Here is a 26006-nt window from a genome sequence, read left to right as displayed (position 1 = left end):
CTGGGGCAGACGCATCGATACGAACGCGCGACATTGGCTAGGTCGGCGAGAACAGTCAACATGGATTTGGAACGGCATGTGGAGGGAATAGAGGCGACTTCGGCAAGCCTCTGCTGACAGTCTTTCCCGCAAGAAAGAGGCCCACCGAAGCGGGCCGCAAGTTTAACCAAAGGGAAGTCTCGAGGTATTGAAGACAGGCTAACGCTTGCGCGCGCGATCGACAATACCGTCGGCCGTGATTGTGGCAATGCGATCCTCGGTACGGCGGGTCATTTCCACCCCGTCACCCGTCATATGCGCTTCTGCAAACTCCGTGAACTTGAAGATGCTGCCATCGGCTTCGACATGGGTTTCATCTTCCGCCGAGCGACGCTTCACCGACCCGTCATGGCGGATTTCAATGAGCGTATTGTCAGCCATTCGGACCGTCACGGAATGCTGATCCACAGCCACACCCTGCCACCACATATCCGCATCGCGCCGCACAACGATACGGTTAGGATGCAGCTTGATCTGTACATCCTGCGCGACCTCCGGATCAGTGGCTTTCACCACAACAATCGCCTCTTGCGCATTGGGGTCACTGTGGATCGAGGCGCTCCCGTTCTTCGGCGGCCAAAGTTTTGGCTGCGCGCGCGGCTTGCCCTGCTGATCCGAATGAAACCCGACAAACATCTGCGCGGATTTCCAGACGCGGCGGGCCGCTTTTTCGAGCTTGTTTGAAGAGGTGTCCATGGGTCTTTCCAAATCCGTACTGATCAAGTGGTCGCTTTAGAAAATGAGCCGGGTGACCGACCTCTGATAGCTATGCTCGATGGGTTGCTCACGCAATGCCACTTTAAGTTTTCATCTTTGAGACTGACACAGCCAGAGATTGATAAGCAGGGCGCAACGCGCCCTGCCCCGTTAGGTTCAGAAGCACTCAGGAACCCAAGCATCGATCCGGGGTTTCTGTTCTTCGGTCACACCCAACGCGCTCTGATGCTCTGTGTCGTTGAAGAGTTTGTGCATCGCCTCGTTCTTCGCACCTTTCTTGGATTTCGCGAAGGCTTTGAACATGTCGGTGTCACCATGCAGGTCCAGCAATTCCTTGTAGAGATCATCCAGCTGCCAGCCTTTCAGACGCTTGAAACAATTCTCTGTCGAAGGGGTCCAGATCGCGCGCATGTTGGCACCAATCTCAGCCTCGATCTCCGCCATGAACTCCGGGCGTTGGGTCAGAAACTGCCGGGCCAGAAAAGCCGTGATCTCTCCATTGCGGTTCTTCTTGCCCAGTTCGCGAAACGCTTTGAACGCCTCAACGCTGCCCTGTGCGGCCATCTCTTGGAACCGGTCATAGGCTGCGTCTGCCACATCATCGCGCTCCCCGCCAAGGCGCGGGTCGAGGATGAATTGATCATCAATCTCAGGCGCATTCCGTTCAGCGCCACCATAGCCAAACCCAAACAGGGTGCTGGTCAGACCGGAGGCCGGGGTTGCGGAGAAGGCAAACAGGCTCAGCACTTAATCCGGCTTGTCCAGCAGGGCCGTTTGAACCGCCGCCAGCCGGATCGCTACCATGTCGTCGATGAACTTTTGCGAATAGGCCGGTTTTGGTGTCTCTTTGGCCAATGGTTCTTTGATCGGAGCCAGAACACCGGCCTCAGTGGCGGTCTGGACATGTTCTGCCGCGACATAGGCCGATGATGTTTTGATCTCGCCATCGTTGCCAACATAGAGGAACACGCCAGACAGTTTGCGCTGATCATCAGAATAGAACGGTGCGGCATAGTCCTCGAGCTCTGCAAGCTCCTTCTCGCCAGCCTCGTCCAGAGCCTCAGCCTCATAAAGTTCGGCCAATTCGTCATACCGTTCAGCCTGTCCTTCGGTGAACTCCCGGCTCACCATGTCCAGATGGTGCATGCCTTCGATGCCCGAAAACCCATAGGGAATGTAGCTTTCGTCATGGGTGTCCACCCAGTCCCAGCCTTCCGCTTCAAGTAGCTTTTTCGCTTCTGCCACCAGCATTTCAGCAAAGAGACGATCCAGTAGCGCGCCGTCATTGAACAGGGTCTCATCGGCAAAGAGATCAGCGGTGACGGTGCCACCTGCTCCAACATAGGCTTCCTGCCCGACAAACACCGCCTTGCGGCTGGTGCTGCGGACAGCCTCAGACGTCAGGGCTTGTTTCACATCATGCTCACTGAACCACCGGCACTCTTTGGTCTGTTCCAGCACCTCCAGAATTTTCTCCTCCTCGGTGCTGACGGTCATGGCCTTGGCCAGACCCATGCTGATCTCACCCGCCTTGAGCGCGTCCAGTACGGCGACCGGCAGACCAGCCAGTGCGAGGCGGCGGCGCACATGGGCTTCGGTCACACCAAACGCATTGCTGATCTTGGCAACAGACAGAGATTTCTCGGCCATCTTGCCATAGGCGCGGACTTCGTCCACTGGGTCCAGTTCCTCGCGGGCTGTGTTTTCCGCATTGGCCCATTGTTCGGCCACAAACGGGTTATCCGTGACCTTCACGGGGACCTGTGCCAGATCGGCGCGTTCGGTCACGGCGATGTTCAAAGCCCGCAGGCGACGACCACCGGCCACAATGGCGACTTTGCCATCCGCATCGCGCAGACCGCTGAGGTTTTGGATCAGGCCACACATGACCAGACTGTCGGCCAAGAGGGCAATGCCCTCCTCGGTGACCTCCTGACGTGGGTTCAGATCGGACAGGTAGAGATCGGACAGGGCGAGGGTTTCGATGGTCTCCGGTGCGGTGAAGGTTTCAACTTTGCTCATGGGGCAAATCCTTGTTTGAGTGTTTCGCTTCGTGTTAAGGGTGCCCTACCCCTTGTGGGGTAGAGCGGGGCCGCTTAGGCGGCTGCGTGTTGTTTCAAGAAGGCGAGGCCGATCTTGGCGGAGAGACCTCCCTTCTTGACCAGCTCGACGGCTTCGCGCAGTCGTTGCTGCAAGGTTTCCTGACTTATTTTCATCACCCCCTTTCCGATCTGCGGTGAAAATTAGTATTCGCTGGGGCACATGATGGTCAGGACGCGGCGCGTCACTGACGTGTCAAACGGGCGGTCGGACCCGTATGTGTAATCCGTGTCGTAAAGATCGATCTTCCAGAACAGCTTTTGGCCGCTGACCGTCACCGTTCCGAATGTGTGATCGCCATATGGGTCATTGCCCTCGTCGAACTGGTCATCCGATGCCACCGCAGCCAATGCCGCGGTCTGGAAGTCCACCCCTTCGCCGGACACGCCGGGCGTGACAACCACCTGCCCCTGAATGCCTTTGGAATGCATCTCAATTGCTGCATTTGGGTCGATCAGGGCTTTTCGAAACAGGTCAATCTGCGCCGCAATCTCTGCCGCCTGCAGGCTCGTGTCAGTCTCGGTGTCTTTTGTCGTCTCAAGATTCAAAACCGTCTCTCCTTTGTGATGCGACCGCTGGGATTGATCCCCTTTGGTGCTGGTTTTGAGCCGAGCCCTGAAAGGGCGTCGTCTCTAAAACCTGCCCCGTGGCGAACGCGGAGAGGGGCGAGACAGGACAAATCGACAAGAGTGGTGCGGCCCGCAGCGCAGCGCGCGAGGACACGGTCTTGTCTATTTGTCTTGTCCGAGGGGGGAGGCTGCGCCTTCCCCCTGACGTCGGGTGGCGTTTGGCTTGTCCAAATCCCGCCCGACCAACAAATGAAGGCCAAAGGATCTTCGATCCTGCGGGAGCGCAAAAGGGATCGTCACGCGGATGGGCAGATCACCACGGCATGGACCGACCATGACCCAAAGCCCCTGCCCTGGCTCGCATGAGACGGGTCAGGGAGATCATGCTGGGGTGTTCTGGGTGGAAGCCGGCATGTCGGCTGGAACCTAGAGCCCGGTCACGAGACGACAGACTCGGGATTTGCTGAGGAAACGAGGAACACACTAGCTCCCGGCAGTGATTTTAACAGGAGACGGAACACTTCAATGGACATCAAAAAACTGCGTTTCCAGCTGCGCCATTAGGGCGCGCGGCCCTCGGCAACATTCTTGCCAACCTGATAGCAGTGCAGCGAACATGGAAAGTGCCTGATCAACACTCCGTCGATCTCGCTTTCAGCTGTGATCGTCTTCGTTGTCGCCCCAGCAGGGATGCTGGTGTCAAAGTTGCGTTTGGCAAATTCGATAAGCCCACGCAGCTCACCTGGTTGATCTGTTGCATACCTGTCGGACCATTTGATTTCATATGCCCATGTTGGCTTGAGACGCGCCGGGTCTACGCGCACAAGATCGACTTCCAGGACCGCCCTGCCCTTTTTCCAGCGCGCATAATGCAGGTTCTTCATCAGGTCTGAATGGAACCACTGTGAGAAAATCGCCGTTTCAGCCATCGCGCCCATGGCATCGTCTCCGTCTGAGATTTTTGCAAATAAGGCCGAGCGCATTGATGGGTTCGTCAGATAAACCTTGAAATTGCGCATCCGTTGGAAAGTCTTGCCGGTGTCATCGACGCGTCGGACACGCACGATCAAAAAGGCAGCCTCAAGGTAGTCGAGGTATTTTGTAATCGTGTTCTTGGCGACGCCCGAGCTTTGCGCCAGACCATCGAGACTCACTTCTTGGCCAGTGTGATAGGCCAAGGTCGTGAAAAGCCGGTTCAACTCCTGAATATCCTGAATGCCATAAAGGCTGGGCAGATCGCGTAGAAGAACTTTATCGATGATATCCCGCCCAAGGAAGCGCTGCACATCGGCCTGAATTGTTTCGTTCAGAACTGCCTCTGGGTAGCCCCCAAAGTTTAGGTAGTGGATGAACTCCTCGTTCAATCGCACAATGTTCGGCGTGGAAAACCGCAGGGTTGACCCTAACGGAGCCGCATTGACTAGATCGTCTTCTAATTCCCTAAACGCCAAGAATTCCGCGAAGGTAAGTGGAGGGAGAAAAAAATCTGTAAAGCGTCCAGCGCCCGACTCCTCGCTCTTTAATCGCAACGCCGCCGCTGCAGATCCGGATGCAATGAATCTGGTGTTCGGATATTGGTCGGTAAGAACCTTTAGATGAACTTCCCAATCCTTCAGATACTGAATCTCGTCAAATACAATGATACGCCTGTCTTGCTCATTGTGATCGGTTTCATCTTCGAACAGTTCGATCAGACGAGACAGTGGCATTCCGCTGTAAAGCGGCGTGTCGATGGAAACAAACAGGATATTCTGACCATCAAAACCTTCAATGGTCGCCTGCTCAATCAACTGGCGCAGCATGACTGTCTTGCCAACCCTACGCGGTCCCATCAGGATGGTCGAGCGACGCACAGACCAATCCAAAGCGAGCGCCGAGAAGGGGCCGAAATAGGCGCGTTTCTTCTCATTCGGGTTTTGAGAAACCTTGTAAGTGGCGTCCCACCACGGGTTGTCCCGGCGGAGGCTTTTGAGAACGTCTGTTTTTGCAATTTCAAGCATGTCGCGCTAATATCAATCCATTGATACTAAGTCAACGCGACTGTTTATGGCACTGTTTAATATGTGTTTTCCTCGTATCAACAATGACCCGGAGGACGCAAATAGCTGACTCACATTGCTAAAAAACGCGTCTTCCCCTTACAAAGTAGACGTACCATATTGCAGGTCAGCTTTTGGTTTCGCATCGATTTCTGTTCTAACGTTTGATGCTTTCAAGATAGAACAGCAGTCCCGCGAGTTCTCGAGGCGCTTCGAGCCGACAGGCTCAGGATATGCCAATGATGCAGACCGTCCAATGAACGTGACCTTCACGTCATAAACCAGCCCAGAACCTGTAAGTGAAGTTTCAGGGTTGGGATGAGCACGCGCGGGTCTCAATTCACTCTTTGCCTGGTCTTGTCAGAAAACAAATCCACGCGTGTTACCCTCCATCGGCCGAAATACTATATTTAGTATGTGTGTGCCGTGATGACACAATATACTTGCATTTGAACCCCTTTTGTTCTATTTCTTAACTACGCTGCCAAAGGGAAGAACACATGTCCGGATCTGCCAGTTCAGAAACACAGACAGCACTGCCTGCAACGGCCAAGCAACTTGCTTATGCACGTAAGTTGGCAGAACAACAAAACGTCGTTTTGCCTTGGAAAATCCAGCAAGGTCGGCGCGCGATGAGCCAATGGATCGACACGCAGAGATCAGCGCCTCGCGTTCGCGATACCCGGCCAAGCTCCAAGCAAGTGGCTTTCGCGGAGCGCATCGCCCGGATCAAGCGCAGCCCTGTTCCGGACGAGTGCTTTCGGGATCGAAACCTGATGTCCCGCTGGATCGATAGCAACAAGCCCTGAGCGCACCCACGGGAGCGGTAGACTCATTACAGCATCGAAACAATTGTTACGTTGAGAAAGCTCGGCCAGTACGGTATCTGACTAACGCGGCGTGCCTGGGGGGTTTATTGATTTACTTGAGGGGGTACGAGTTTGGTGCGTCGCGCACCCTCCCATCCGATACTGGCCAAGCAACGAGTTATGCTGATATGACATCGCCTGCGTTCAAAAGATTGGAACAGCGCAGTCATGAATATCGATGAACCAAACCTGATAATGTCTGACAAGTGTAAGTCTGTACTTGTCGACGGATTTCGCTTTGAAATTGAAATCTATCGCTTGGAAAACCAGGGCAGCTGGACATTGGAAGTGATCGACGCAGAGGAAGCCAGCTATGTTTGGGACGATAAGTTCAGTTCCGACCAAGACGCGTTGGATACCGCTGTCGATATCCTGAACAATGAGGGCGCGCTGGGATTCATGGGAAAAGACGACAAACCTTAGGGTACCGCCAGAGTCTTTTGCTTGTAACCGGCATTATGGGCAAATTCAGATTAGACTTGTCCGCGTTGGTTCTGCTGCACATCTGAGTGCTAACTATCCCGATTGCACCCAACAATGCGCCAAAGGCCGCGTGTGGTCCAACGCTTAAGCCCTTGGTTTTGGCGATTAAGGCGCAGAAGGTGCCTCATACGCTGGCTGACTTTGCGAGTTTGTGGAATGCCAAACTCCGATTTTGTCCAGCCTTGTAATGACCGCATCGATCGCAGGTTACTTTTCCGCATCTTCGTTACAAAACAGATCGTACAGAACCTTCACAATCGCCAACACGCGTTCATCCGCAATCCTGTAATAGATGCTCTTTCCGTCGCGCCTCGACTCAACCAAACCAGACAAGCGCAGACGTGACAGTTGCTGGGAAGCTGCTGCCTGCCGCATGGAGAAGGTGGTTTCGATTTCGCTTACGGATTTCTCACCGCCAAGAAGCAGGCACAAGATCTGCAAACGGCCGTCATGCGCCATTGCCTTAAGAAAATCGGTCGCTTCCAGAGCGTTTTGGCTGAGATCGGGTTTCAAGTGGGGCCCCAAAAGAATGATAAGTCATGATATCACAACCTCTATGATCTGTGTCGACAAGGCGGAAAGGGTCGAGACAGACAAATCGACAAGAGTGGTGCGGCCCGCCGCGCAACGCGAGAGGACACGGTCTAGTCTATTTTTCTTGTCCGAGGGGGAGGCCGCGCCTTCCCCCTGACGTCGGGGGGCGTTTGGCTTGTCCAAATCCGGCCTGACCAACAAAAAAAGCCAAAGAATCTTCGATCCTGTGGAGGCGCAAAAGGGATCGTTCCTTCACGTCCATTCTGGCCGAGTGGCCAAAGAATAGATCGCTCAATCGGGTTGAGAGATGAACGACCTACGATCGCTGGCGGTTGGTACTAACCACCGACGAGAACATACCCTCGTCGGAGCTTTTGCTTTTCGAGTTTTTGGAGCGCTTCACCGGCCTGGGCTTCGTCATCATACGTCACCCTCATAGCTTGTCCGTTTGTACCAATACGTCCCCAGGCCCGAAGGATGGACACTTCTCCAAACAACGTCGGCTGCAACTCTATTCTATAGAACCGCGCCATGTTGACGTCCGGGTCCACGTGGATCAGGTGGACGGGTGTGGTCGCTGTCAGCTCCATGACACGATTGTCGATCAATAAAGCCCGTCTGTCCAATGACTTTGCAAAACGAGGTGACCGGAACCTCACACCCAGTCACCCAACTGACGTTACATCGTCGGCTTCAGCGGATTATCACACCGTGTTCATAATCGGCGTTCAACAGCATTCCCATGCGTTAGCATTCAGCTGCTGTTAGTTCATAGCGGGCTTGTTCGGGGATCAACAACTCAGACTGAAGAGCCTGTTCACCACCGTAGCATTGCAATCAAGCGGCTGCGAACTGCTCTAATCCGTAGGAAAAGCAGCTTGAAGCCACACCCTGAAATGCGAGTCTTTAAATATTGGGTCATGAGCAAAACGCTTCCAGCGACGCAGGCTCCAGTAACCTGATCCTCTTGTAGGCGACTTCAATCCAGCCTTTTGACGCAAATTGCTTGAGAGTTCGATTGACCACGTCTCGCGCGGCATTGGCCAGCTCACCGATCTGCTCCTGCGTTAGCCCCGAAATGACAGCGGTGCCTTTTTGCCCGGCATCGTGTGATGAAGCGATGCGCAGCAGCGTCGAGGCAATGCGCTGTTGGACATTGGGTATCAGAAGATCGGAGACGGTCGCGATGGCAATATCCATGCCGTGGGACGCGACCTTAGTGAGGGCCCGGTGATAGCTCGGGTCGGATGCAGCTAACTGGTCCAGCGCGACCAGCGGGACGTGGAACGCAATTGAGGGCTCGACTGCCACAAATGTCAGGTTCCTGTGTCGCCGGCTGAGCGAGGCATCATATCCGAACCACACACCGCTACGGCATATATGGGCGAGCCTGTCATCACCACCACGTCGCGGAACCTTGATACCAAAAGCCCCTCCTGCAACTCCAAAGATTCCTCCGCGGAAATCGCCGACATCAAAGACTCGGCTACCGACTGCAAACGTCCGAAGCGTGGCCCTCTCCAGTACTACGGCCTGGAATGCCTTGTCTTGTTCGGCAAGCCACCCGTACCTGAGAACCGCGCGCTTCGCCTCAGTGATATTCAAACTAGGCTTGGCTGATTGCTCTTGATCAAGGCTCCTACCCGCTGGGAGAACGTCACGACGCCTGCGTTTAGCTGGTTCAATCAAGTTTTTATCTTGGCCCATACCGACTTTGTCGTGATTGCTACAGATCAGCACTGAATATCAGATAATATTGATATGAAACACCACTTAGTTTTGATGCAAACCGCCAGTCGAAAGTGGGTTTTCGCAATTGACGCACGATTACCATCGAGCAACTCCAGAATTTAGAAAGACGCCACATCAGGAGGTCATCTATGAACATCATGACGCTGACAAAAACCGTTGCCCGGACCGTTGTTGCGCTGATCGCATCCGCTTCAGTGTCGTGGGCCTGTACCGGCATTATGCTGACCGGTTCGGACGGAAGCATCATTCGCGCAAGGACCGCCGAATGGGGGCCTTTTGATCTCGAAACCAAGATCAATATTATCCCGAGGGGATATTCCTACAGTGCCGGCGAGATGCCAGACGGAAAGCAGGGAACGACATGGACCGGTAAGCATGGCATGGTCGGCATCAGCATGTTGGACCACGGCGCTCCCGCCGACGGCATCAATGAGGCAGGGTTGACTGCCGGGCTGTTCTACCTGCCGGGCTTCACCGAATATCAGGAGTACAATCCTGAACTTGCCGACAACACCATCCCCGGTGATTTGTTGGCAAGCTATGTCCTGTCGAATTTCGAAACGGTCGAGGAGGCGATAGCCGGGCTCGAGAATATTCGTGTCGTGGGCGTGGTGGATGAGACGCTTGGTTTTCCGTTTCCGTTTCACATGCTGGTAGCCGACCGATCAGGTGGACGGATCGTCATCGAGTATATCGATGGCGATCTGACTGTTTTCGATGCCCCGCTTGGCGTAATCACCAATTCGCCAAACTATGACTGGCACATGACGAACCTCAACAATTACGTCAATCTGACTGCTATCGGCGTGCCCCAGGTCGAAGCCAGCGGCGTTACTTTTGCTCCGCTTGGCGCAGGCAGCGGCATGATCGGTCTGCCTGGTGATTTCACACCCCCGTCACGCTTTGTCCGCGCCGTTGCGTTCTCGCAAACGGCCCGTGAAACCCAGGGCGGCTACGATACCGTACGAGAGGCTTTCCGGATCCTCGACAATTTCAACATTCCGGCCGATGCCGCCGAGGGTGCACAGGACGATGTCCAATCAGAAGATCTGCTCTACAGTGCAACGCAGGTCACCACCGCAAGCGACTCTCGGAACCTCACCTACTACTATCACACCATGTACGACCGAACCGTGCACAAGGTCGATCTCAGCAAGATCGATTTCGTAGCCATGGGCAATGAGATGTTGATCTTCCCGACAAGTGGAGATCGCGAACCCACAATTGTCGACATGACACCGAGCAACTGACTGATTTGCTGGCCGGGGTTTTTCGAACAGAACGAGCCCTAGGACCCCGGTCATATCCAAACATTCGCGTCGATGCGACTTGGCAATCGCGTTCCGGCGCATTTCCAAACAGTAAGGTGGTATCTGAATGCAGGCCCGTCTCGGCAAACCAAACAGTCACACCCCAATCTCGTACTTGCGGCCATCCCTGAAGGCGATAGTACTAGCAGGCGCTTCGGCTTTCCTTCCGCATATTACAGTCGCAGAAAATAAACTGGCCGTTGACACACCACTTGGGGAAATTCGCGATAACCATGATTTCTTCGGCGAGGAGAAAAACCGGGTTCAGATGTTGGCGGCAAGCCCACGCACGCAATGGGCATGGCAAAACATGTCACGCTTTTTCCCAACAGCGCAGATCCTTCGCGACGGCCCGATCAGCGAGTTGCAGGAGAACACAGACCCCTCGATCGGAGATATCGAGTTTACGCGTGAAGACGGTTCGACCGCCACCGTTAACGAACAGTTCGACAAGTACCCAATGGACGGGCTGATCGTAGTCAAAGATGGTGAGATCGTGTTTGAGCGCTACAAAACAATGCGTCCGTTCGACAAGCACAATTGGTATTCCTCCGGAAAGATCCTCGGAAGCACTCTGCTCGCTTTGCTGGAAGAAGAGGGAAAAATCGACATATCGCAACCCGTCAGTGCCTATATCCCTGAACTTGAAAGCTCTGTGTGGGACACGGTGCCGGTCGAACACGCCCTGGACATGGCGACGGGTCTCGATTCAACCGAACTTGACGAACCAGCCGGCGACTCGCGTAGTAACCCTGAACAAGGATGGTACCGCTGGACATCTGCCATGGGCTTGCTCGACAATCCACTTGGGGTCGAGGAGACGCCCTTGGAGGTGCTGGCTGGCATGCAGCGCCGTGGTCCGGGCTATGAAGTTTTCGAATACAACTCAATCAACACTTTCGTCGTTGACCTCATTGTGGAGAACATCTCCGGCAAGCCGTTGCCCGAATTCCTGAGCGAACGGATTTGGCGCAAGGCCGGAATGGAGCATGATGCCTTCGTTGCGGTCAGCGATGGCGGGTTGCCGGCAAGTTTCGGCGTAATGAATTCGACGCTGAGGGACATGGCCCGATTTGGCATGCTGTTCACGCCGAGCTGGAGCGAAATCTCCGACGAGCAGATCATACCAGACGCCATCATCAGCAACATTCAGACCGGTGGAGATCCCGCGATTTATCAACGCGGCTATCTCGGTGAATTGAACGCACGCAAGGGCTTCCCGAACGACCGGAACATTTCGAACCGCTACCAGTGGGATGCAGTCTTTGAAGATGGCGATTTCTGGAAGAAAGGCGTAGGTGCACAGGGGCTTTACATTTCTCCGTCACGGAACCTTGTGATCGCCTATTTCTCCACCGGTAGCGGCGACGATCAGGAAGAAACTATGGCAAGGGCAATAGCGAAGCATTTCTGAACTCACGTTGAACGTCGTTGCATAAACAAAGGTCCGGAAAATTTTTATCCATGTATGCTCCGCCTTGGCCGCAGTCGGTGAGTTGCTGCGGTTCTGAAGGTGTTTGCATTCCGCTGAAACACAACCCTCCAACCGAAATCGTAGAGCTGCCCTACGCTGCACACTGAGGAATGAACATTTTGGGCTCTCCCCGGACCTACACCGCCAGACGTTTGGGAGGACGTAGCACAGCGCTTTTCGACAGTTTGTCAAAGCTCCGCATTTGGAGCACTGGTGATAGTTTGATGTCTCAACTGCTTTCACCATCTTTATGGCAGACAACCTCAAGCTTAATGCCGTGTGGGTCGAGCCAATAGGCCGCATAGTGCGTCCCGTATTGAGGAAACTCTTGGGGTGCGTCCAGAATTTGTGACTTCCGCGAGAGTGCCCAATTGTACGTCTCACGCACGACCTCACGCGTTTCGACCGAGAAGGCCAAGTGCTGTAACCCGGTAGCATGGCGCGAATAGTGTCCATCGTCCCTCGCCTGGTAGAAGAACAGCTGCGTCCCGAGTTTTCCATCCGGTCCGTAGTTGAATTCCGGTTCAGTTTTGAACCACTCCTTGAGGCCAAGGATCGGCATTAGCTCGTCATAGTAGGCCTTCGCCGCCACAAGATCCGGCACCGCGATACCGATATGATCTATGAATCCCGTTCTAGGCATGACTGCTCTCCAGTTCTTAGAGTCTCATGGCCTCTACCTTAGTTGTGATCAGCCAGCAGATTTGTGCTCTTGGTTTCGACATCGAGGCTACATTGAGTATTGGCTAAGATGCAAAATTCGAAAAGCTTATGCTCTTTCTCGACCCTGGTTGCGTGGCTGCCATTGTGTTGCAATTCGTTTATTTTGCCAGCCTGTTGCTTACCTCGACCAGATTGTCATCTGGATCGCGGAAGTACACAGACATAAGCTTGCCGACGGCGCCCAGTTTCTCAGAAGGACCTTCCACGATAGTGACGTCATGCGCGCGAAGCTTCGCGGTGATTTCCTCGATTGGTGTGTCGGTCAGTAGGCAGAAATTACCGCTTCCCGGAACGGTTTTTTTCGCCAGATCCGGTGCTGTGCCTGCATCTTGAAGACTGATTTTGTTTGAACCGAAATGTAGGGACCATTTGCCGGGGCGTTCCTCTCGCGGGGTCATGCCCAGCAGGTGTTGATAGAACTCAAGCGTTGCGTCGACATTATGGACGCACAGAACGATGTGATCGAAGCCGTGGATGTTCATGGACAAAGCATACCTTTGGTCAGTTTCCCTGCAAGCGGTGAGCACCGTTATGTCGATCAGACCAAGCTGTCCGCCCAAGCGGTTTTGTATTTGCTCGTTTGTCAGATTTTCAATTGTCTTGCTCAGTATCCAAACATTTCCGAAAGGATCGCGGACGCGGCCCTCTCGCTTACCAGGAGGTCGGTCCTCGAATTCGATGACAACTTCCCTGCCGAGGTCCGTCATCGCCTTTGCCATTTCGTCCCCGGTTTGGCACCGTATAGTGTAGCAGAACAGAAGCGCCCAAGTCCTTGTTCGGCGTAGTGAACCCCCACCCCGCAACTGCTTGAGCCATCGTAAAGACGGATTGTCCGATTCGCATTGCCGGCTCATCTGAGGAAGGCCGTCGGTCTTCCGCCGGAGGTTGACACCCACCTCCTTCGCATTATCGGTCCCCGTTTTAAGGAGCCGACCAAGCAAGGGCATTAAGCTGCCCTTGCTCTTAACAATCGTTCCGTGTCCGGAGTGAAGCGTTAACAAGAAAGAATAGCGCACCATTCGGATCGTAAAAAACTGGGCGGCGTGAGCGATCTGGATCATTCGTGTCGATCTTGGCCAGTTTTCCACCCAATCGATCCACGTCATGACAGGCGGCGGTGACATCTTCAACTTTGATACTTGGAATCCAGCGAGCAACTTCTTGTTCCTGAGGCAGCCCGTGCAACTGCTCGGCAATTTCATCGCCGGACAGTAGCGAAATGGTGGTTGTTCGTTGTAGTTCGCTGTCGTACCCGGAAACCCATCCGAACAACTCCGAATAGAATTCACCAGGGAAATCTGCGGAACTCGATAGATACCCGTCTATTCCAAATTGCCGCTCCTGCACCGGATAGGAGTGTCTGGACAGGCAGATACCGACCAATGCTCCTAAAGGGTCCCTCAAAAGACAGTTGCGACCAACGCCCGGCACCTCGAATGGCGGTCTCACAACGGTTCCACCGAGTCTCTCGACTGCTGACGCGGATTGGTCCACATCCTCGACCTCCACATAGGCAATCCATCCGTCGTCATAGTGTTGCGGTGTCTCTACAAAGCCTGCGCCAACCTCTTCTTGTGCTAAGGCGAGCACAAAGTCCTTCTCACCGCCGCCCCAGGCAAAATCCATCGCGTGCTCGGTCAAAAAGCTCCAGGAGGCAAGGTCTCGATAAAAGTCCATTGAGCGTGATCGGTCGCCCGTGAAGAGATCATGCCAAACAAATCGGCCGACCTTGTTAAATGTCATAGCGGTGAGCTCCCATGATCCCCGCAAATAATACAGTACTGGCCTGCGGTCGATTTGACCCAAGTCAACAGCCGTGATCGCGTGTTTCTGAAACCCATGCTACTGTTGGAAAGCCCCCATTCACTGCGGCCCGGCTCTCTGTGGGATTAACCTTCAACAGCCCTTCGCCGCTTTTTGTGTTCTTTGTTGCTCGCGACCCGATCGAAGCCTAATATTCCGTGTTTTGCAGTTCCAGCTTTTCGGGTTGAAGTTGGCCTTTGGACAATGACCGCTAAAGCTGCTCTCAAAAAAGGAATGTTCGATGGAGCCGAGTCTGATATTCGTACTGGTTGGTGCTACCGCTCTCCTGGTCGCTATTCCTGGGCCGAATGTAGCATTGATTGTTGCAAACACATTGGCTTACGGATTTCGCTTCGGCGCAATTACGGTGTTTGGCACAACTATTGGCGTGGCTTTGCAACTTTTAGTCGTCGTCTTGGGTCTGGCCGCGCTCCTCGAATTTGCAGCCTACGCTTTTCTTTGGCTGAAATGGATCGGAGTGGCTTATCTGGTCTATCTCGGAGTGACCACATGGCGTCAGGGCGTCGCGGACCTGGATAAACAAAGTGCCAGCCGTGAGCCGCTGACAGCACTCTTCTGGCAGGGTCTCCTACTCGCCACGATCAATCCAAAGACCTTAATATTCAACGCGGCATTCCTGCCTCAGTTTGTGGCTATCGGATCAGGTTCTTCTGCTTTGCTTTTTACCGCCGTGATCTATGTAGCCATCATCATGCTCGGTGATCTTGTGTGGGCCGCTTCTGCGCAGATGGCGCGACCCGCAATAGTTAAGCTCGGACGATGGCGTCACAGGCTAACTGGTGTTCTTTTTGTTGGGTCGGGTATCGGTCTCGCTTTGGCCCGTGTTGATCGGTAAACGAATCTTTAGAACAGAAGTCAGTTGCTGTGCCTGGTCTAGAGTTCAGCATGGGTTCAGAGGTGTCACTATCTGCTTCGCTGGTCAGCGGTTGTTGGTGATCCGAACCGGACATTGGTTTAGCTGCCAGCATGCCTATCCGTCGCAGCAAACCCAAAGCCCACCCGCGCCTCCGTGCCATAAAAGTCCAGGCGACGGCTCGGTTGCGCTAACTCCTTCCTGCCTTCACTCGTCAGGAATGGCCACAGACCCCGCAAGGATTCCTCCATCAATGTTAAGCTCAGCTCCGGTCATGTAAGGGGCTTCGTCGGATGCAAGCATAACAGCCAGTGCAGCTACTTCTGACGCTTCTCCAAATCGCCGCATCGGAGTATCAGCAACGATTGCCGCCTCTCGTTTTGCGCGGTCTGCACCTTCGCCTAACAGTGGCTCCCACATTGGCGTCATGATTGCCGCCGGATGGATAGAGTTACAGCGGATGGCAAGACCCTGACTTGCACAATACAGTGCGACCGATTTCGTGTGATTTCGGATAGCAGCCTTTGAAGCGGCATATGCTGCCGCCATAGGCACACCTATGATGCCAGAGCGTGAAGAGATATTGATGATAGATCCGGTTTTCGCTGGGCGCATGGCACGAATAGCGTAGCGGCATCCGAGAAACGTCCCGTCACTGTTGGTCGCATGAACCGCGCGCCAGTCTGAAAGTGTTGCGTTCTCGGGATCATGTGCAGGAGGTTGTCCGTCTAAGGATCCTTCAAATCCGGTGATGCCCGCGTTGTTCACAAGCACATCCAGAACAGGAAATTGTGCTTCGATAGCCTCCCAGTCCATCTCAGAAGACACATCCAGCTTTGCAAACTCCGTGCCTATTTCTTTGGCTGTTTTTCGACCAAGATCGACGTCTTTGTCAGTCAGAATGACCTTCGCTCCTTCGTCACAAAAAGCACGCGCAATTGCGGCTCCAATGCCGCGCGCACCACCTGTCACAAGGGCTGTCTTACTGTGCAATCTGGGCATGTTTTTTCCGATCATTTGTACTCAGGCCGGTCAGGCGCGCCTGCTCAAGACTACCAGTCTTCCAGGTTCATCGTCATGCTGTGCTCGTTTGCCCTCACGCTTTCAGCACATCTCGATAGGTATTTGGTCTCCTAAGTGGCTCGTCAAATTCCCAACAGCATAATGTTTGATCAGTGTGAGTGGGACCGACGCACCTCCTGTAGCGACTTCCAGTATCCATACATACACAAGGCAAAAATCGACACGTTGCCAACAAAGTCGAGCAGCATCCAATGGGTGAACATCTCAACTACAAAGACAAAATAATAGTTGAAGATGAAGAACGGGATCGAGCCCACCAATCCAAATACCAGGAAGGTGGTAGGCGTAAACCGCGCAAGGGCCATGATGGTGCCTGCCAGAACAGCTTGTGCACCAAAGCACGCCAACAATAGTCGGCTCGTTTCGTTGCCCACAAAGTAATTTGGTTTGAAAACAAGCTGCTCGACAGTACCGGGGAAGATCAGTGCCCAACCACCCAGTCCCAGAAAAACACCCGCAAGCATGCGTTGAATGTTGAGAGCCGACATAATTCGTTTCCTACCTAGAGGGATGACAAAGCCAAAGACCTCACCATGCCCTGCTGCACTGATTGCGTGCTGCAACTCCGGGCATCCTGGAAGTTCCAGCTAGCCCAAATTGCCGACAATACACGCTGTTCAGATTTTTAATGACACTTACGTCAGTAACTTGTAGTTGGCAATAGGAGGTAATTGAGATTTCGGAACACACAGCAAAAACCAAGCGCCGTCGTCGCAAAGAGCACCGACCCGGTGAGATACGCCAGGCTGCACTGGAAGAGCTTCGTGAAAAAGGTCTTGCGGGGAGTACTTTTCAGGGAATTGCGCGTCGTGCCGGGATTTCCCGGACAACGGTGTATCTATACTTCAATTCCAAGATGGACATCTTTGAGGCAGTGGCGCGCGACACCATGGAACGTGCACTTGACGAAGCGGCTCAGGCCATCGTCGAGTTTGAAGGACCCTATGAGGAACTCTTTGAGAAGGTCATCGACCGGTTGTACGATCAGCTTGTCGCGGGTGACGCGCGCTACATTTTCAAGGTCATGGTGGCCGAAGGTCACGATCACTCAGAAATTGTTGCTTTCTACCATCGTGAGATTTTTTCAAAAGGTGAAACGACCTTGCGCCGCCTGATCAGCGCCGGGGTGGAGAGTGGCGAGCTCAGCCAACAGGCTTCAGGTTTGGATCCGCGAACCATTATTGCGCCAGCAATATTTGCAGGTATCTGGAGCCTGATCTTCAGCGAAATTGATCCCATGGATGTGGAAAAATTCAAGCGAGACCATGCAAGCATTTTTTTGCGGGGCTTGCTCAAGCGAGAGGACGAAAAATGAACTCAGGCACATTCCAGCGTGTACTGGTGAATCAAGCGCCAAGGACACCGGTTGCGCGAGTCGATTGGTTAGAACAAGGACACTTTGGCGGATTTGGAGGCATGAAATGACGTACGAACTATGGCTGGTTTATTTGGCTGCTGCTGTTGGATTGTCCCTGACCCCTGGTCCAAATGGGTTGTTGTCGCTGACACATGGGGCCTGCTACGGCTTCCGCCCGACTGTTTCCACCGTTTTGGGCGGAGCGCTTGGGTTCTTCCTTCTGATTGCGATTTCTCTGGCTGGCTTTGGCACCTTGCTCGCTGCATCGGAGCGGGCTTTTCTCGTCGCGAAATGGATCGGTGCCGCATATCTCGTCTATCTTGGTATTCGGGTTTGGCGCTCCGCACCCCCCGATTTTGGTGCAGCGACCTGTTTGACAAGAACGAATGATCTTGGAACCTACAAGATGTTCCAGCAGGGATTCCTTGTCGCCGTCTCTAACCCAAAGGGCCTCTTGTTCTTTGCTGCGTTCCTTCCACAGTTCATGGTCGCGGGATCGCCCTTCCTGCTACAGCTCGCTGTATTTGGCGGAACGTTCGTACTCGTTGAGGTTGTCTATGAGCTTCTACTGGCACGATTTGCGCAACGCATTGCGCCCTGGCTTGCCCGTAGCGGACGATGGTTCAACAGAATCACCGGTGGCGCGTTTGTCGGAATTGGATCGGCGCTCGCATCAGCGTCAAAGTAGCCATAAGTCTTTAGGTTGTTAGAGGCGCGGTTGGCAAACAGTCAGGCGCGGCCGCACGATCACTTAGGTATTTCTATGAAGTCAAACGCGGGCATGCGCCAGTTTTTAGTCCCGGATTCAGTTGGGCCTGGCCCGATTCCAGTTGTGATGTTCTATCCCTGCGATACGAAAATGGCACCGCAGAAGGTCGGGCCTTTCGCGTTCACCGCAGCGCGGGATGGTGTGCCCGCACTTGTCAAAGCTCCGCTGATCGTGATGTCGCATGGCAATAGTGGATCGCCCTGGGTTCACCGGGACTTGGCCATGGGGCTTGCAGCGATGGGTGCTTTTGTGATTCTGCCTGAGCATATGGGAAACAGCCGATCTGACAATAGTCTGGAAGGCACGCGGCAGAACCTCATCAACCGTCCTCGACAGCTGAAACTTTGTGTGGAGCACCTATGCCGCTCCGAAGAGTTCGGGCCTTACATCACCGCGACGCACGCTATCGGACATTCCATCGGCGGTTACACCGTGTTGGCGGCCGCTGGTGCCAAGCCATATGCCGGACCACATGAAACACAATCCGGCAAAGCAGAAGAAATTAGTGTTGAACGCACATGTTTTGCATCGATGGTACTACTTGCACCGGCAACTCCGTGGTTTCAGGGCGCGGATTCACTTTCAGGATTTGATACCCCTACACTGATGCTCACGGCTGAACTGGATGATGTAACGCCAGAGTTTCATGCAGGCATTCTTTCATCACGTATGCAGAAACCGGATCTTCTCACGCAAAAAGCTATTCCGGGTGCAGGTCATTTCTCTTTCCAGAGCCCATTTCCTCCGCAAATGACCCACCCTCAGTTTCCGCCATCTCAAGATCCGTCTGGGTTTGACCGCACTGTTTTCCAGTCTGAATTGCTTGTTTTGGTCAGTCAGTTCTTGAGGCTTTACCCATAGCAAAAGGCCTGCGCCACTACCTGCCAACGTGCCAATTGCCTTTGCCTGATGGGTTAGTCAGCGCAGTCTGGGTCATGCGACCGAGAATGTCGAAAGATCAATGTCGCCACTCCAACGCCAAGCACCAAGAAATGGCTGATCCGTGGTCTTTCGACCATGAGGCTCCCACGCAGGATGGTGGACGAACTCCCCAGGTTTTCTTTTGATGTATCCTGAATCCCCCAAAATCCAGTCGGCAATTCCGGCAATGACCAGATAGGTTTCTTCGCCAGAGTGGCTGGAAACAGGGTAATCCGTCCAGGCGTCCGATACCAGTAAACCAACGCGCAATTCTTCGGCATAGATGTGCCCATCTGGGCCGAGCAACTCGGTTGTGAACAACCGGTTGGAAACTTCGGTTGCCAAACCTCCGCCCTCCCAACATGTCCACGACAGCAGATGTTGGCAGCACGTTACCTGGTCCAGAAGCGGCAAAGTGTCTGGCAATGTTTGCAGGGTCGCCAATACCTTGGACGGGTCTTGTTGGCGCGGCATCGTTCGATAGTTTTCGACATCAGCATCCCTAAGTGCGTCAGCGGCTTTGCGACCTCCTTCGCGTTGTTCCCGCGAAAATGCCTCTCCCAAGGCACCCATCAGAGAAGTGAGGTTTTCCCTGTCTGTACCGATCATGGCGCTGTCACCTCTCAACTGTACTGCGACCTCTGCACTTACGCATGTTGCGCCGGACAAACCAGCCTGTTGCGAGTTCTTGAGCCATTCGAGACGCAAGTTAGTGGTGACGCAAGACCTGGTTGGTGATTGTCTCGGGCCAAAAAGAAATGGCAGCGTGTGCGTGATCTATAGAAGGGGTTATTGCCCCTGTAGTTGTTCTATGATTGTCGGAGTGACGCGAATGGACATGGCCCGGTTATCGGAACGCCTGATGGGCATGAAGGATGCGGTATGGCTGCGTCATGCCAATCCATGGTCCGTTTGGACGCGCGTGCTGACGCCATTACCGCTTTTGGCGTTGGCGATCTGGAGCCGGGCCTGGATCGGTGGATGGGCTTGGGCGGCTGTTGCAATCGTTCTGATCTGGATCTGGCTAAACCCGCGCGTCTTCCCGCAACCCAATTGTTTCGACAGCTGGGCGGCGCAAGGCGTGCTGGGTGAACGGGTCTGGCTACGCCATCGTGAGAAAGTTGCCGAGCATCACAATCGTGTCGCGAACGTTCTGGCGGTTGGAAGCAGCTTGGGACTATTACCTTTCGCTTACGGTCTTTGGACATTTGACATCGGCTTCACATGCCTCGGAATCGTTATGATTGCGGGTGGCAAAATGTGGTTTGTGGATAGAATGGTCTGGGTTTGGCGCGACTTCCAGCGAGCGGGAGGATCGATGGAAGATTTGGAAACGACCGTGAGGAATGACGCATAGGCCAGCGAAAGCTTATTCACCTTCATGATTGCATCAGAGCATGATTGGCATTTAAAACAAAGCGTCAATTGATGTGGCGCTTACTCGCTGACAAACAAAACTTCCGCAGACATCAGACCAAATCCTTTAACCTAGGACTCGCGAAACCAAACATGCCGTCGCCCTGTCGGCGTTTGCACAAGACAAATTCGAAGTCATACCCTCCGTTGACTGGGCTCGCGGCGGACTTCCTACGGTGTATGCATTGGGTCCAGAGAGTCTTCTGCAGTTTTAGGTAGGACATCAAACCGTTTCTGGCAGCTTCATGGTCTACTCCACGGACCATAGCTAACTTTGCAGGTCCAGCTATGAGTTCAATTCCTAGCAATAAATACCATAGGCTCTATCATGCCGGCGTTGCCCACTGTCGAAGGAAACAACATGTTGCGTTCAATGCTAATCCCCGCAGTTCTTATAACACCTCATTGCCTGACTGCCGAAGAGAAAGTGTCGGGAACGAACTTCTATGTCGTCAACCAGGAGCAAATTTCCGCAGGCGAGGACGTGTTTTGGAAAGAGGACAACTATGGGACCTATACCGTTGACGAGGGACCAATCGATCCTGGATTTGTCCGGTGCGTGGGCTCAGGTTTCGGCGGACCCAGCGGTGTCAGTGGGGGTGGAGTTTGTGTTTATGGTGAAGAAGAGGACACTTTCACCATGAGATGGGAGGTTGTTTCCTTCGGCGTCAACAACTGGCGAATCGTTTCCTCAACCGGCAAATACTCGGGGATGACTGGAAGTGGAACGACCAAAACACGTGTGGCGTCAAAATTCCTGGCGCTACCGCATCGTATTTCTGACTGGGAAGGCGAAATTGCCTTGCCCGCAAGGGACTAATACTCGAACTGGAAAGATCGAGGATGGTGCTGGTTTGAGAGGTTGAAAAGAGTCGCATTGGGCTCTTCGCAATCGTTAGATCGAACGCAGCTTGTTTGCAGGACAGGGCGCATTCCTTCAGCAGGAACGGCCCACAGCAGCCGTTCACCCAACGTCTCGGTCGCTGCGGTGCGGCTCGTCAAACCGGCCGTTCGCTGCGAGCGCAAAATCGAGCTAAGGTTGAACCTATACATCGTTGGCAAATTTGTTGTTGGCTGAGGTGATGAAGTTCAGAATTGGAAAGTTGGTCGCATCGTAAATGAATACGAGCAGCGTGCAGGTGTCGCTTCGATCCTCGAGCCTTCGGTGATCGGAGCCGTCAATCTGGTTCAACTCGCAATAACCCTCCCGGCGCAAGCGCTGTAAGTGGAATGTCCGTCGCTGTTTACGCAACAGCAAATTTCAGTTGTCGTGTTGGTCAACCCGATGAAAATGACACGCAACACTGTGGCCGTCGAACGATGTTTTTAGTTTCGGCTTGTCAGTACTGCAAATATCCTGGGCCATGGGACATCTCGTACGAAATGGGCACCCGGACGGAGGCGCCAGCGGAGAGGGCAACTCTCCGTCGACCATCAATGACGCCCGGTCTGCCGGGGCGGGCTTGTCCAGATCCGGCACGGCTGCAATCAAAGCGCGGGTATATGGGTGTGACGGGTTCCGATATATGGCTTCGCTTTCGGCCAATTCCACCACATTACCCAAATACAGAACCATCACGCGTGTGGAGATGTGTTTTACAACGCTCAGGTCATGGGCGATGAACATCAGGGAGAGGTTCATCTCTTTCTGTAGGTCCATCAGCAGATTTATTACCTGCGCCTGGATCGACACGTCCAGCGCAGAAACCGGCTCGTCACAAATGATCAGCTTGGGTTCTAGTATCAGTGCTCTCGCAATCCCGATCCGCTGACACTGGCCACCGGAAAACTCGTGCGGATAGCGGTTGACCATGCTGGTCAACAGGCCAACTCGCGCCATCATGGCAGCCACCTTCGAGCGGATCTCGGATCGGGGCATCTTGGGGAAATGTGTTTTCAACGGTTCCGCGATGATCTGCCCCAAAGTCATGCGCGGATTCAGCGAGGCTAGCGGATCCTGAAAGATCATTTGAAGGTCCTTGCGCTGGTCGCGCATGGCGTTTCCATCCAATTCAAGCAGGTCTTGACCCATCCACAACACACGCCCGGAATGCGCAGGAACCATCCGTATGACAGCGCGAGCCAGCGTGGATTTACCGCAACCGCTTTCGCCGACGATCCCCAGCGTTTCGCCGCGTCTAATGTCGAAGCTGATCCCGTCAACAGCCTTGATGTACTTTTGTTCCGTTCTCTTCGCGAGGCCGGTTCCGCCGTACTTGAAATAGACCTTGACGCCATCGACCTTGAGTAATGTTTCGGTACTGGTCATACGAGCTCCTCCAAGGACAGATGACAAGTGCGGCTGCGACCCGCTCTGAATTGTTCCAGCTTGGGCTTCTCGGCGATGCAGCGGTCGTTGGCATACCCGCAGCGCGGAGAAAATGCGCAGCCCTTAGGTGGTTGCTGCATGTTGGGCGGATTCCCGGGGATGGTAGCCAGCTTGGCGTCATTTGACTCCAACCTTGGCACCGCATGCAACAATCCACGGGTATAGGGATGGGTGGGCGCCTCAAAGAGCTGATCCGTCGGGCCGCTTTCCATTACACGCCCGCCATAGAGCACCAGCGTGTTCTCGCACGATCCCTTTACGACTCCAAGGTCGTGGGTAATCAACACGATGCTCATACCAAAATCGCTTTGCAGGTCACTTAACAAATCCATAATTTGCGCTTGCACAGTTACGTCCAGCGCAGTTGTCGGCTCGTCGGCGATGACCAACCTGGGGTGGCATAGCAAGGACATCGCAATCATCACCCTCTGTCGCATGCCACCGGAAAACTCGTGCGGGTACATGTGAACACGTCGTGCCGGGTCGGGGATTTTAACGGCGTCCAGCATCTTGGTGCTATCCTTGATGGCGTCCGTTTTACTTAACCCTTTGTGAAGCATCAGCACCTCAGCCATCTGCTTTGACACTCGGACGAAAGGGTTCAAAGATGTCATCGGATCTTGAAAGATCATCGCTATCTGCGCAGCGCGGTAGGTATTCATCACTTTTTCCGACGCATTAAGAATCTCGGTTCCGTCGAATTTGACCGATCCGGTCACCCGCCCGTTGCCGGCGAGCAGCCCCATGATTGAAAACGCCGTCTGGCTCTTCCCTGATCCGCTTTCTCCGACGATGGCCAGAGTCTTCTGCTCTCCGAGCGAAAAGCTGACGTCCTGCACGGCACGTACCGGCCCGTCGGGCGTGTCGAATTCTACAGAGAGGTTTTTGACTTCTAGCAAGCTCATGAATGGTCCCTACCTGTCTTTGGGGTCCAGCGCGTCGCGCAGGCCGTCACCGATGAAGAAGAAGCAAAAGAGCGTCACAATAAAGAAAGCGAGCGGGAAGAAGAGCTGCCAGTAGGTGCCGTATTGCAGGGTCGAGGCACCTTCCGAGATCAACGCTCCCCAGCTTGTGTTGGGCTCCTGAACTCCGAGGCCAAGGAACGAGATAAAGCTCTCGGTCAGGATCATCTGAGGCACCAGCAGGGTGGCGTAGATCACGATCACACCCAGCAAGTTCGGGATGATATGCCGGATGACAATCACATGGTGCTTGACCCCGATAGCCAGTGCCGCCTCGACATATTCTTTGGATTTCAGGGTCAATGTCTGGCCGCGTACGATCCGTGACATTTCCAACCAGGAAATCAATCCGACACCCACGAACAGCAGCCACATCGAGCGGCCAAAGACGACCAGCAGCAGGATAAGCACGAACATGTAAGGGATCGACATCAGGATATCGACTAGCCGCATCATGATGTTGTCGGTGCGCCCGCCTACATATCCAGCTGTCGCGCCATAGAGGGTCCCGAAGGTGACGGCGATCAACGAACCGACGATCCCGACCATGAGTGAAACCTGCGTACCTTGAACGACACGCGCAAAGAGGTCTCGGCCAAGTTCATCGACGCCGAAATAGTGGCCGTTTCCTAGCGACGGCGCGCCCAACGTAGCAATGTCGCCCAAGACGCTCCAGTCCACCTCTTCGTTGTTCCATGCGGTAAAAAACGGGCCAAGAACGGCAACAAGGCATATAAAACTCAGCACGAATAGGCTGATCACAGCGGCCCGGTTTTGCAAGAACCGGCGGCGCGCGTCCTGCCAGAGGGATCGCCCTTTTGTCGGTGTTTCCACGTGGCCGTCAGGAGCTGCAATGGCGGTGTCAGACATGGTGCGGCCTCCTCATAGTTTGATCTTGGGGTCAATCCAGGCGTAGAGGATGTCCACGACCAGATTAAAAAGGATGGTTAGGCAGCCGATCAGGATCGTGATCCCCATCATCACCGAATAGTCCCGGTTCAGCGCCGAGTTTACAAAGGCCTGCCCGATACCGCCGGTGGTGAAATAGAGGTCGATCACAACAGATCCGGTGATCATGATCACGAAGGTCGGCCCGAGGTAGGAAATCACCGGCAGCATCGCCGGCTTCAAGGCGTGCCGGAAAAGGATTGCACGCGCCGACAGGCCTTTGGCGCGCGCGGTTCGTATAAAGTTGCTGTGCATCACTTCCAACAGCGACGACCGCATGATCCGGGCAATCGACGCCATGAAGCTGGTCGACAATGCGATCACCGGCATGACCAGGTAGGGCCATTGCCCACCGTTCCACCCACCGCCGGGCAGCCATCCGAGCCATAGCGTAAAGATCAGCACGAGGATCGGCGCCATGACAAAGTTCGGCAGCACCTGAGCGCCGATAGAAACACCCACGGCAAAATAGTCCAGCCACGAGTTCTGGTTCAGCGCTGCCGTGATGCCCAAGGCGCACCCAAACACAACGGCAACCACAAATGCGATCGACCCATAAGTCAACGTCACCGGAAAACCCTGAGCGATGATCTCGTTTACCGTCCTATCCTTATATTGAAAGGACGGACCGAAATCGAACTGGGTGACGACACCCACAACGTAGTTCCAGATCTGGAGCGGAAGAGGATCGTCGAGATGGTACTTGGCCTCGATGTTGGCCAGCACTTCGGGCGGCAGGGGTCGGTCAGAAGAAAACGGGCCGCCGGGTGCGGAATGCATCAGCAGAAAGGAGAAGATGATCAGAACAAGTAGCGTAGGAATCGCGGATAGCAGACGTCTGAATATGAATTCGGTCATTGGGACCTCCCGCGGAAAGGGAATGTTTGGGGCGAATTCGGGATGAGGTGCCGGACCAGAGACGTGGTGTGCGGTCC

At 54.1% G+C, this 26006-nt stretch carries 28 protein-coding genes and 1 pseudogene; 10 read left to right on the top strand and 19 right to left on the bottom strand.

The window, feature by feature from the left end; genetic code table 11:
• Positions 1-198 precede the first annotated feature (198 nt).
• From ACR0AY_RS08115 to ACR0AY_RS08095, 5 genes are all read right to left on the bottom strand, one after another.
• Positions 199-735: a hypothetical protein gene (locus ACR0AY_RS08115; RefSeq protein WP_170510960.1), complete on the bottom strand. Its 537-nt coding sequence runs from the start codon at positions 733-735 to the stop codon at positions 199-201.
• A gap of 177 nt (positions 736-912) precedes the next feature.
• Positions 913-1503, bottom strand: coding sequence for a hypothetical protein (locus ACR0AY_RS08110; RefSeq protein WP_170510962.1), 591 nt, complete (start codon positions 1501-1503; stop codon positions 913-915).
• Complete coding sequence (locus tag ACR0AY_RS08105; RefSeq protein WP_170510965.1) at positions 1504-2778, bottom strand: ParB/RepB/Spo0J family partition protein; 1275 nt, start codon at positions 2776-2778, stop codon at positions 1504-1506. It abuts the gene before it with no gap.
• 221 nt (positions 2779-2999) lie between these two features.
• Entirely contained in the window at positions 3000-3404 is a 405-nt protein-coding gene (locus ACR0AY_RS08100) for a DUF3768 domain-containing protein (protein WP_170510968.1), read from the bottom strand.
• A 581-nt stretch (positions 3405-3985) separates the two neighbouring features.
• Positions 3986-5425, bottom strand: a complete 1440-nt coding sequence (locus tag ACR0AY_RS08095) for an ATP-binding protein (protein ID WP_170510971.1) — start codon at positions 5423-5425, stop codon at positions 3986-3988.
• Positions 5426-5964: 539 nt separating this feature from the next.
• Here ACR0AY_RS08095 and ACR0AY_RS08090 point away from each other — a divergent pair.
• On the top strand, positions 5965-6273 hold the full coding sequence (locus ACR0AY_RS08090; protein ID WP_170510974.1) for a hypothetical protein: 309 nt from the start codon (positions 5965-5967) through the stop codon (positions 6271-6273).
• Positions 6274-6501: 228 nt separating this feature from the next.
• A complete protein-coding gene (locus ACR0AY_RS08085; protein ID WP_170510977.1) occupies positions 6502-6756 on the top strand; it encodes a hypothetical protein in 255 nt (84 codons plus the stop codon).
• A gap of 267 nt (positions 6757-7023) precedes the next feature.
• Here the strand turns inward: ACR0AY_RS08085 and ACR0AY_RS08080 are convergent, their stop codons facing one another.
• The 3 genes from ACR0AY_RS08080 to ACR0AY_RS08070 form a co-directional block, all read right to left on the bottom strand.
• On the bottom strand, positions 7024-7329 hold the full coding sequence (locus tag ACR0AY_RS08080; protein ID WP_480453955.1) for an ArsR/SmtB family transcription factor: 306 nt from the start codon (positions 7327-7329) through the stop codon (positions 7024-7026).
• Positions 7330-7688: 359 nt separating this feature from the next.
• Positions 7689-7958: a WGR domain-containing protein gene (locus ACR0AY_RS08075; RefSeq protein ID WP_480453953.1), complete on the bottom strand. Its 270-nt coding sequence runs from the start codon at positions 7956-7958 to the stop codon at positions 7689-7691.
• A gap of 310 nt (positions 7959-8268) precedes the next feature.
• Positions 8269-8955: a Crp/Fnr family transcriptional regulator gene (locus ACR0AY_RS08070; protein ID WP_480453952.1), complete on the bottom strand. Its 687-nt coding sequence runs from the start codon at positions 8953-8955 to the stop codon at positions 8269-8271.
• Between the two features lie 275 nt (positions 8956-9230).
• On the opposite strand from ACR0AY_RS08070, the gene ACR0AY_RS08065 reads away from it, so the two are divergent.
• Positions 9231-10352 (top strand): choloylglycine hydrolase family protein, encoded by a 1122-nt coding sequence (locus tag ACR0AY_RS08065; protein WP_170510982.1) that lies wholly within the window; start codon positions 9231-9233, stop codon positions 10350-10352.
• A 127-nt stretch (positions 10353-10479) separates the two neighbouring features.
• The gene (locus ACR0AY_RS08060; protein WP_170510984.1) at positions 10480-11826 is read left to right on the top strand and encodes a serine hydrolase domain-containing protein; all 1347 of its coding nucleotides are present in this window, start codon (positions 10480-10482) and stop codon (positions 11824-11826) included.
• 289 nt (positions 11827-12115) lie between these two features.
• Here the strand turns inward: ACR0AY_RS08060 and ACR0AY_RS08055 are convergent, their stop codons facing one another.
• From ACR0AY_RS08055 to ACR0AY_RS08045, 3 genes are all read right to left on the bottom strand, one after another.
• Positions 12116-12529: a VOC family protein gene (locus tag ACR0AY_RS08055; protein WP_170510987.1), complete on the bottom strand. Its 414-nt coding sequence runs from the start codon at positions 12527-12529 to the stop codon at positions 12116-12118.
• Between the two features lie 178 nt (positions 12530-12707).
• Positions 12708-13670: a VOC family protein gene (locus ACR0AY_RS08050; RefSeq protein WP_480453950.1), complete on the bottom strand. Its 963-nt coding sequence runs from the start codon at positions 13668-13670 to the stop codon at positions 12708-12710.
• Entirely contained in the window at positions 13573-14352 is a 780-nt protein-coding gene (locus ACR0AY_RS08045; RefSeq protein ID WP_170510990.1) for a VOC family protein, read from the bottom strand. The genes ACR0AY_RS08050 and ACR0AY_RS08045 overlap by 98 nt, the downstream gene beginning before the upstream one ends.
• 301 nt (positions 14353-14653) lie before the next feature.
• Here ACR0AY_RS08045 and ACR0AY_RS08040 point away from each other — a divergent pair, with 301 nt between their 5' ends.
• The gene (locus ACR0AY_RS08040) at positions 14654-15268 is read left to right on the top strand and encodes a LysE family translocator (protein ID WP_170510993.1); all 615 of its coding nucleotides are present in this window, start codon (positions 14654-14656) and stop codon (positions 15266-15268) included.
• Between the two features lie 225 nt (positions 15269-15493).
• On the opposite strand, the gene ACR0AY_RS08035 is transcribed toward ACR0AY_RS08040, so the two are convergent.
• The gene (locus tag ACR0AY_RS08035) at positions 15494-16288 is read right to left on the bottom strand and encodes an SDR family oxidoreductase (protein WP_170510996.1); all 795 of its coding nucleotides are present in this window, start codon (positions 16286-16288) and stop codon (positions 15494-15496) included.
• 170 nt (positions 16289-16458) lie between these two features.
• On the bottom strand, positions 16459-16857 hold the full coding sequence (locus tag ACR0AY_RS08030; RefSeq protein WP_170510998.1) for a hypothetical protein: 399 nt from the start codon (positions 16855-16857) through the stop codon (positions 16459-16461).
• Between the two features lie 182 nt (positions 16858-17039).
• On the opposite strand from ACR0AY_RS08030, the gene ACR0AY_RS08025 reads away from it, so the two are divergent.
• The 3 genes from ACR0AY_RS08025 (at position 17040) to ACR0AY_RS08015 (ending at position 19356) form a co-directional block, all read left to right on the top strand.
• A complete protein-coding gene (locus ACR0AY_RS08025; RefSeq protein WP_170511566.1) occupies positions 17040-17684 on the top strand; it encodes a TetR/AcrR family transcriptional regulator in 645 nt (214 codons plus the stop codon).
• A 106-nt stretch (positions 17685-17790) separates the two neighbouring features.
• The gene (locus ACR0AY_RS08020; protein ID WP_480453948.1) at positions 17791-18414 is read left to right on the top strand and encodes a LysE family translocator; all 624 of its coding nucleotides are present in this window, start codon (positions 17791-17793) and stop codon (positions 18412-18414) included.
• Positions 18415-18444: 30 nt separating this feature from the next.
• Entirely contained in the window at positions 18445-19356 is a 912-nt protein-coding gene (locus ACR0AY_RS08015) for an alpha/beta hydrolase family protein (protein ID WP_480453946.1), read from the top strand.
• A 72-nt stretch (positions 19357-19428) separates the two neighbouring features.
• Here ACR0AY_RS08015 and ACR0AY_RS08010 read toward each other — a convergent pair whose 3' ends face one another.
• Entirely contained in the window at positions 19429-20025 is a 597-nt protein-coding gene (locus ACR0AY_RS08010) for a dimethylsulfonioproprionate lyase family protein (RefSeq protein WP_170511007.1), read from the bottom strand.
• A gap of 223 nt (positions 20026-20248) precedes the next feature.
• Between ACR0AY_RS08010 and ACR0AY_RS08005 the strand changes: the two genes are divergently transcribed.
• Together ACR0AY_RS08005 and ACR0AY_RS08000 are read left to right on the top strand one after the other, a co-directional pair.
• Positions 20249-20773: a DUF6653 family protein gene (locus ACR0AY_RS08005; RefSeq protein ID WP_170511009.1), complete on the top strand. Its 525-nt coding sequence runs from the start codon at positions 20249-20251 to the stop codon at positions 20771-20773.
• A 420-nt stretch (positions 20774-21193) separates the two neighbouring features.
• Positions 21194-21652 (top strand): hypothetical protein, encoded by a 459-nt coding sequence (locus tag ACR0AY_RS08000; RefSeq protein ID WP_170511013.1) that lies wholly within the window; start codon positions 21194-21196, stop codon positions 21650-21652.
• A 285-nt stretch (positions 21653-21937) separates the two neighbouring features.
• Here the strand turns inward: ACR0AY_RS08000 and ACR0AY_RS07995 are convergent.
• The 5 genes and pseudogenes from ACR0AY_RS07995 to oppB all read right to left on the bottom strand — a co-directional run.
• Positions 21938-22087, bottom strand: a pseudogene (locus ACR0AY_RS07995) (ISNCY family transposase); the annotation flags it as partial.
• Between the two features lie 6 nt (positions 22088-22093).
• The gene (locus ACR0AY_RS07990) at positions 22094-23101 is read right to left on the bottom strand and encodes an oligopeptide/dipeptide ABC transporter ATP-binding protein (protein WP_170403814.1); all 1008 of its coding nucleotides are present in this window, start codon (positions 23099-23101) and stop codon (positions 22094-22096) included.
• The gene (locus ACR0AY_RS07985; protein ID WP_170511016.1) at positions 23098-24066 is read right to left on the bottom strand and encodes an oligopeptide/dipeptide ABC transporter ATP-binding protein; all 969 of its coding nucleotides are present in this window, start codon (positions 24064-24066) and stop codon (positions 23098-23100) included. The genes ACR0AY_RS07990 and ACR0AY_RS07985 overlap by 4 nt, the downstream gene beginning before the upstream one ends.
• A gap of 9 nt (positions 24067-24075) precedes the next feature.
• Positions 24076-24993, bottom strand: a complete 918-nt coding sequence (locus ACR0AY_RS07980; protein ID WP_170403821.1) for an ABC transporter permease subunit — start codon at positions 24991-24993, stop codon at positions 24076-24078.
• 12 nt (positions 24994-25005) lie between these two features.
• Positions 25006-25929 carry an oligopeptide ABC transporter permease OppB gene (oppB, locus tag ACR0AY_RS07975; RefSeq protein WP_170511019.1) on the bottom strand — a complete coding sequence of 308 codons (924 nt, stop codon included), beginning with the start codon at positions 25927-25929 and terminating at the stop codon, positions 25006-25008.
• Between the last annotated feature and the right edge of the window lie 77 nt (positions 25930-26006).

The organism is Ruegeria sp. A5 (assembly GCF_056543005.1).
Note: the sequence above shows the minus strand (reverse complement) of the source record. Positions and strands in the feature narration are given on the sequence as shown.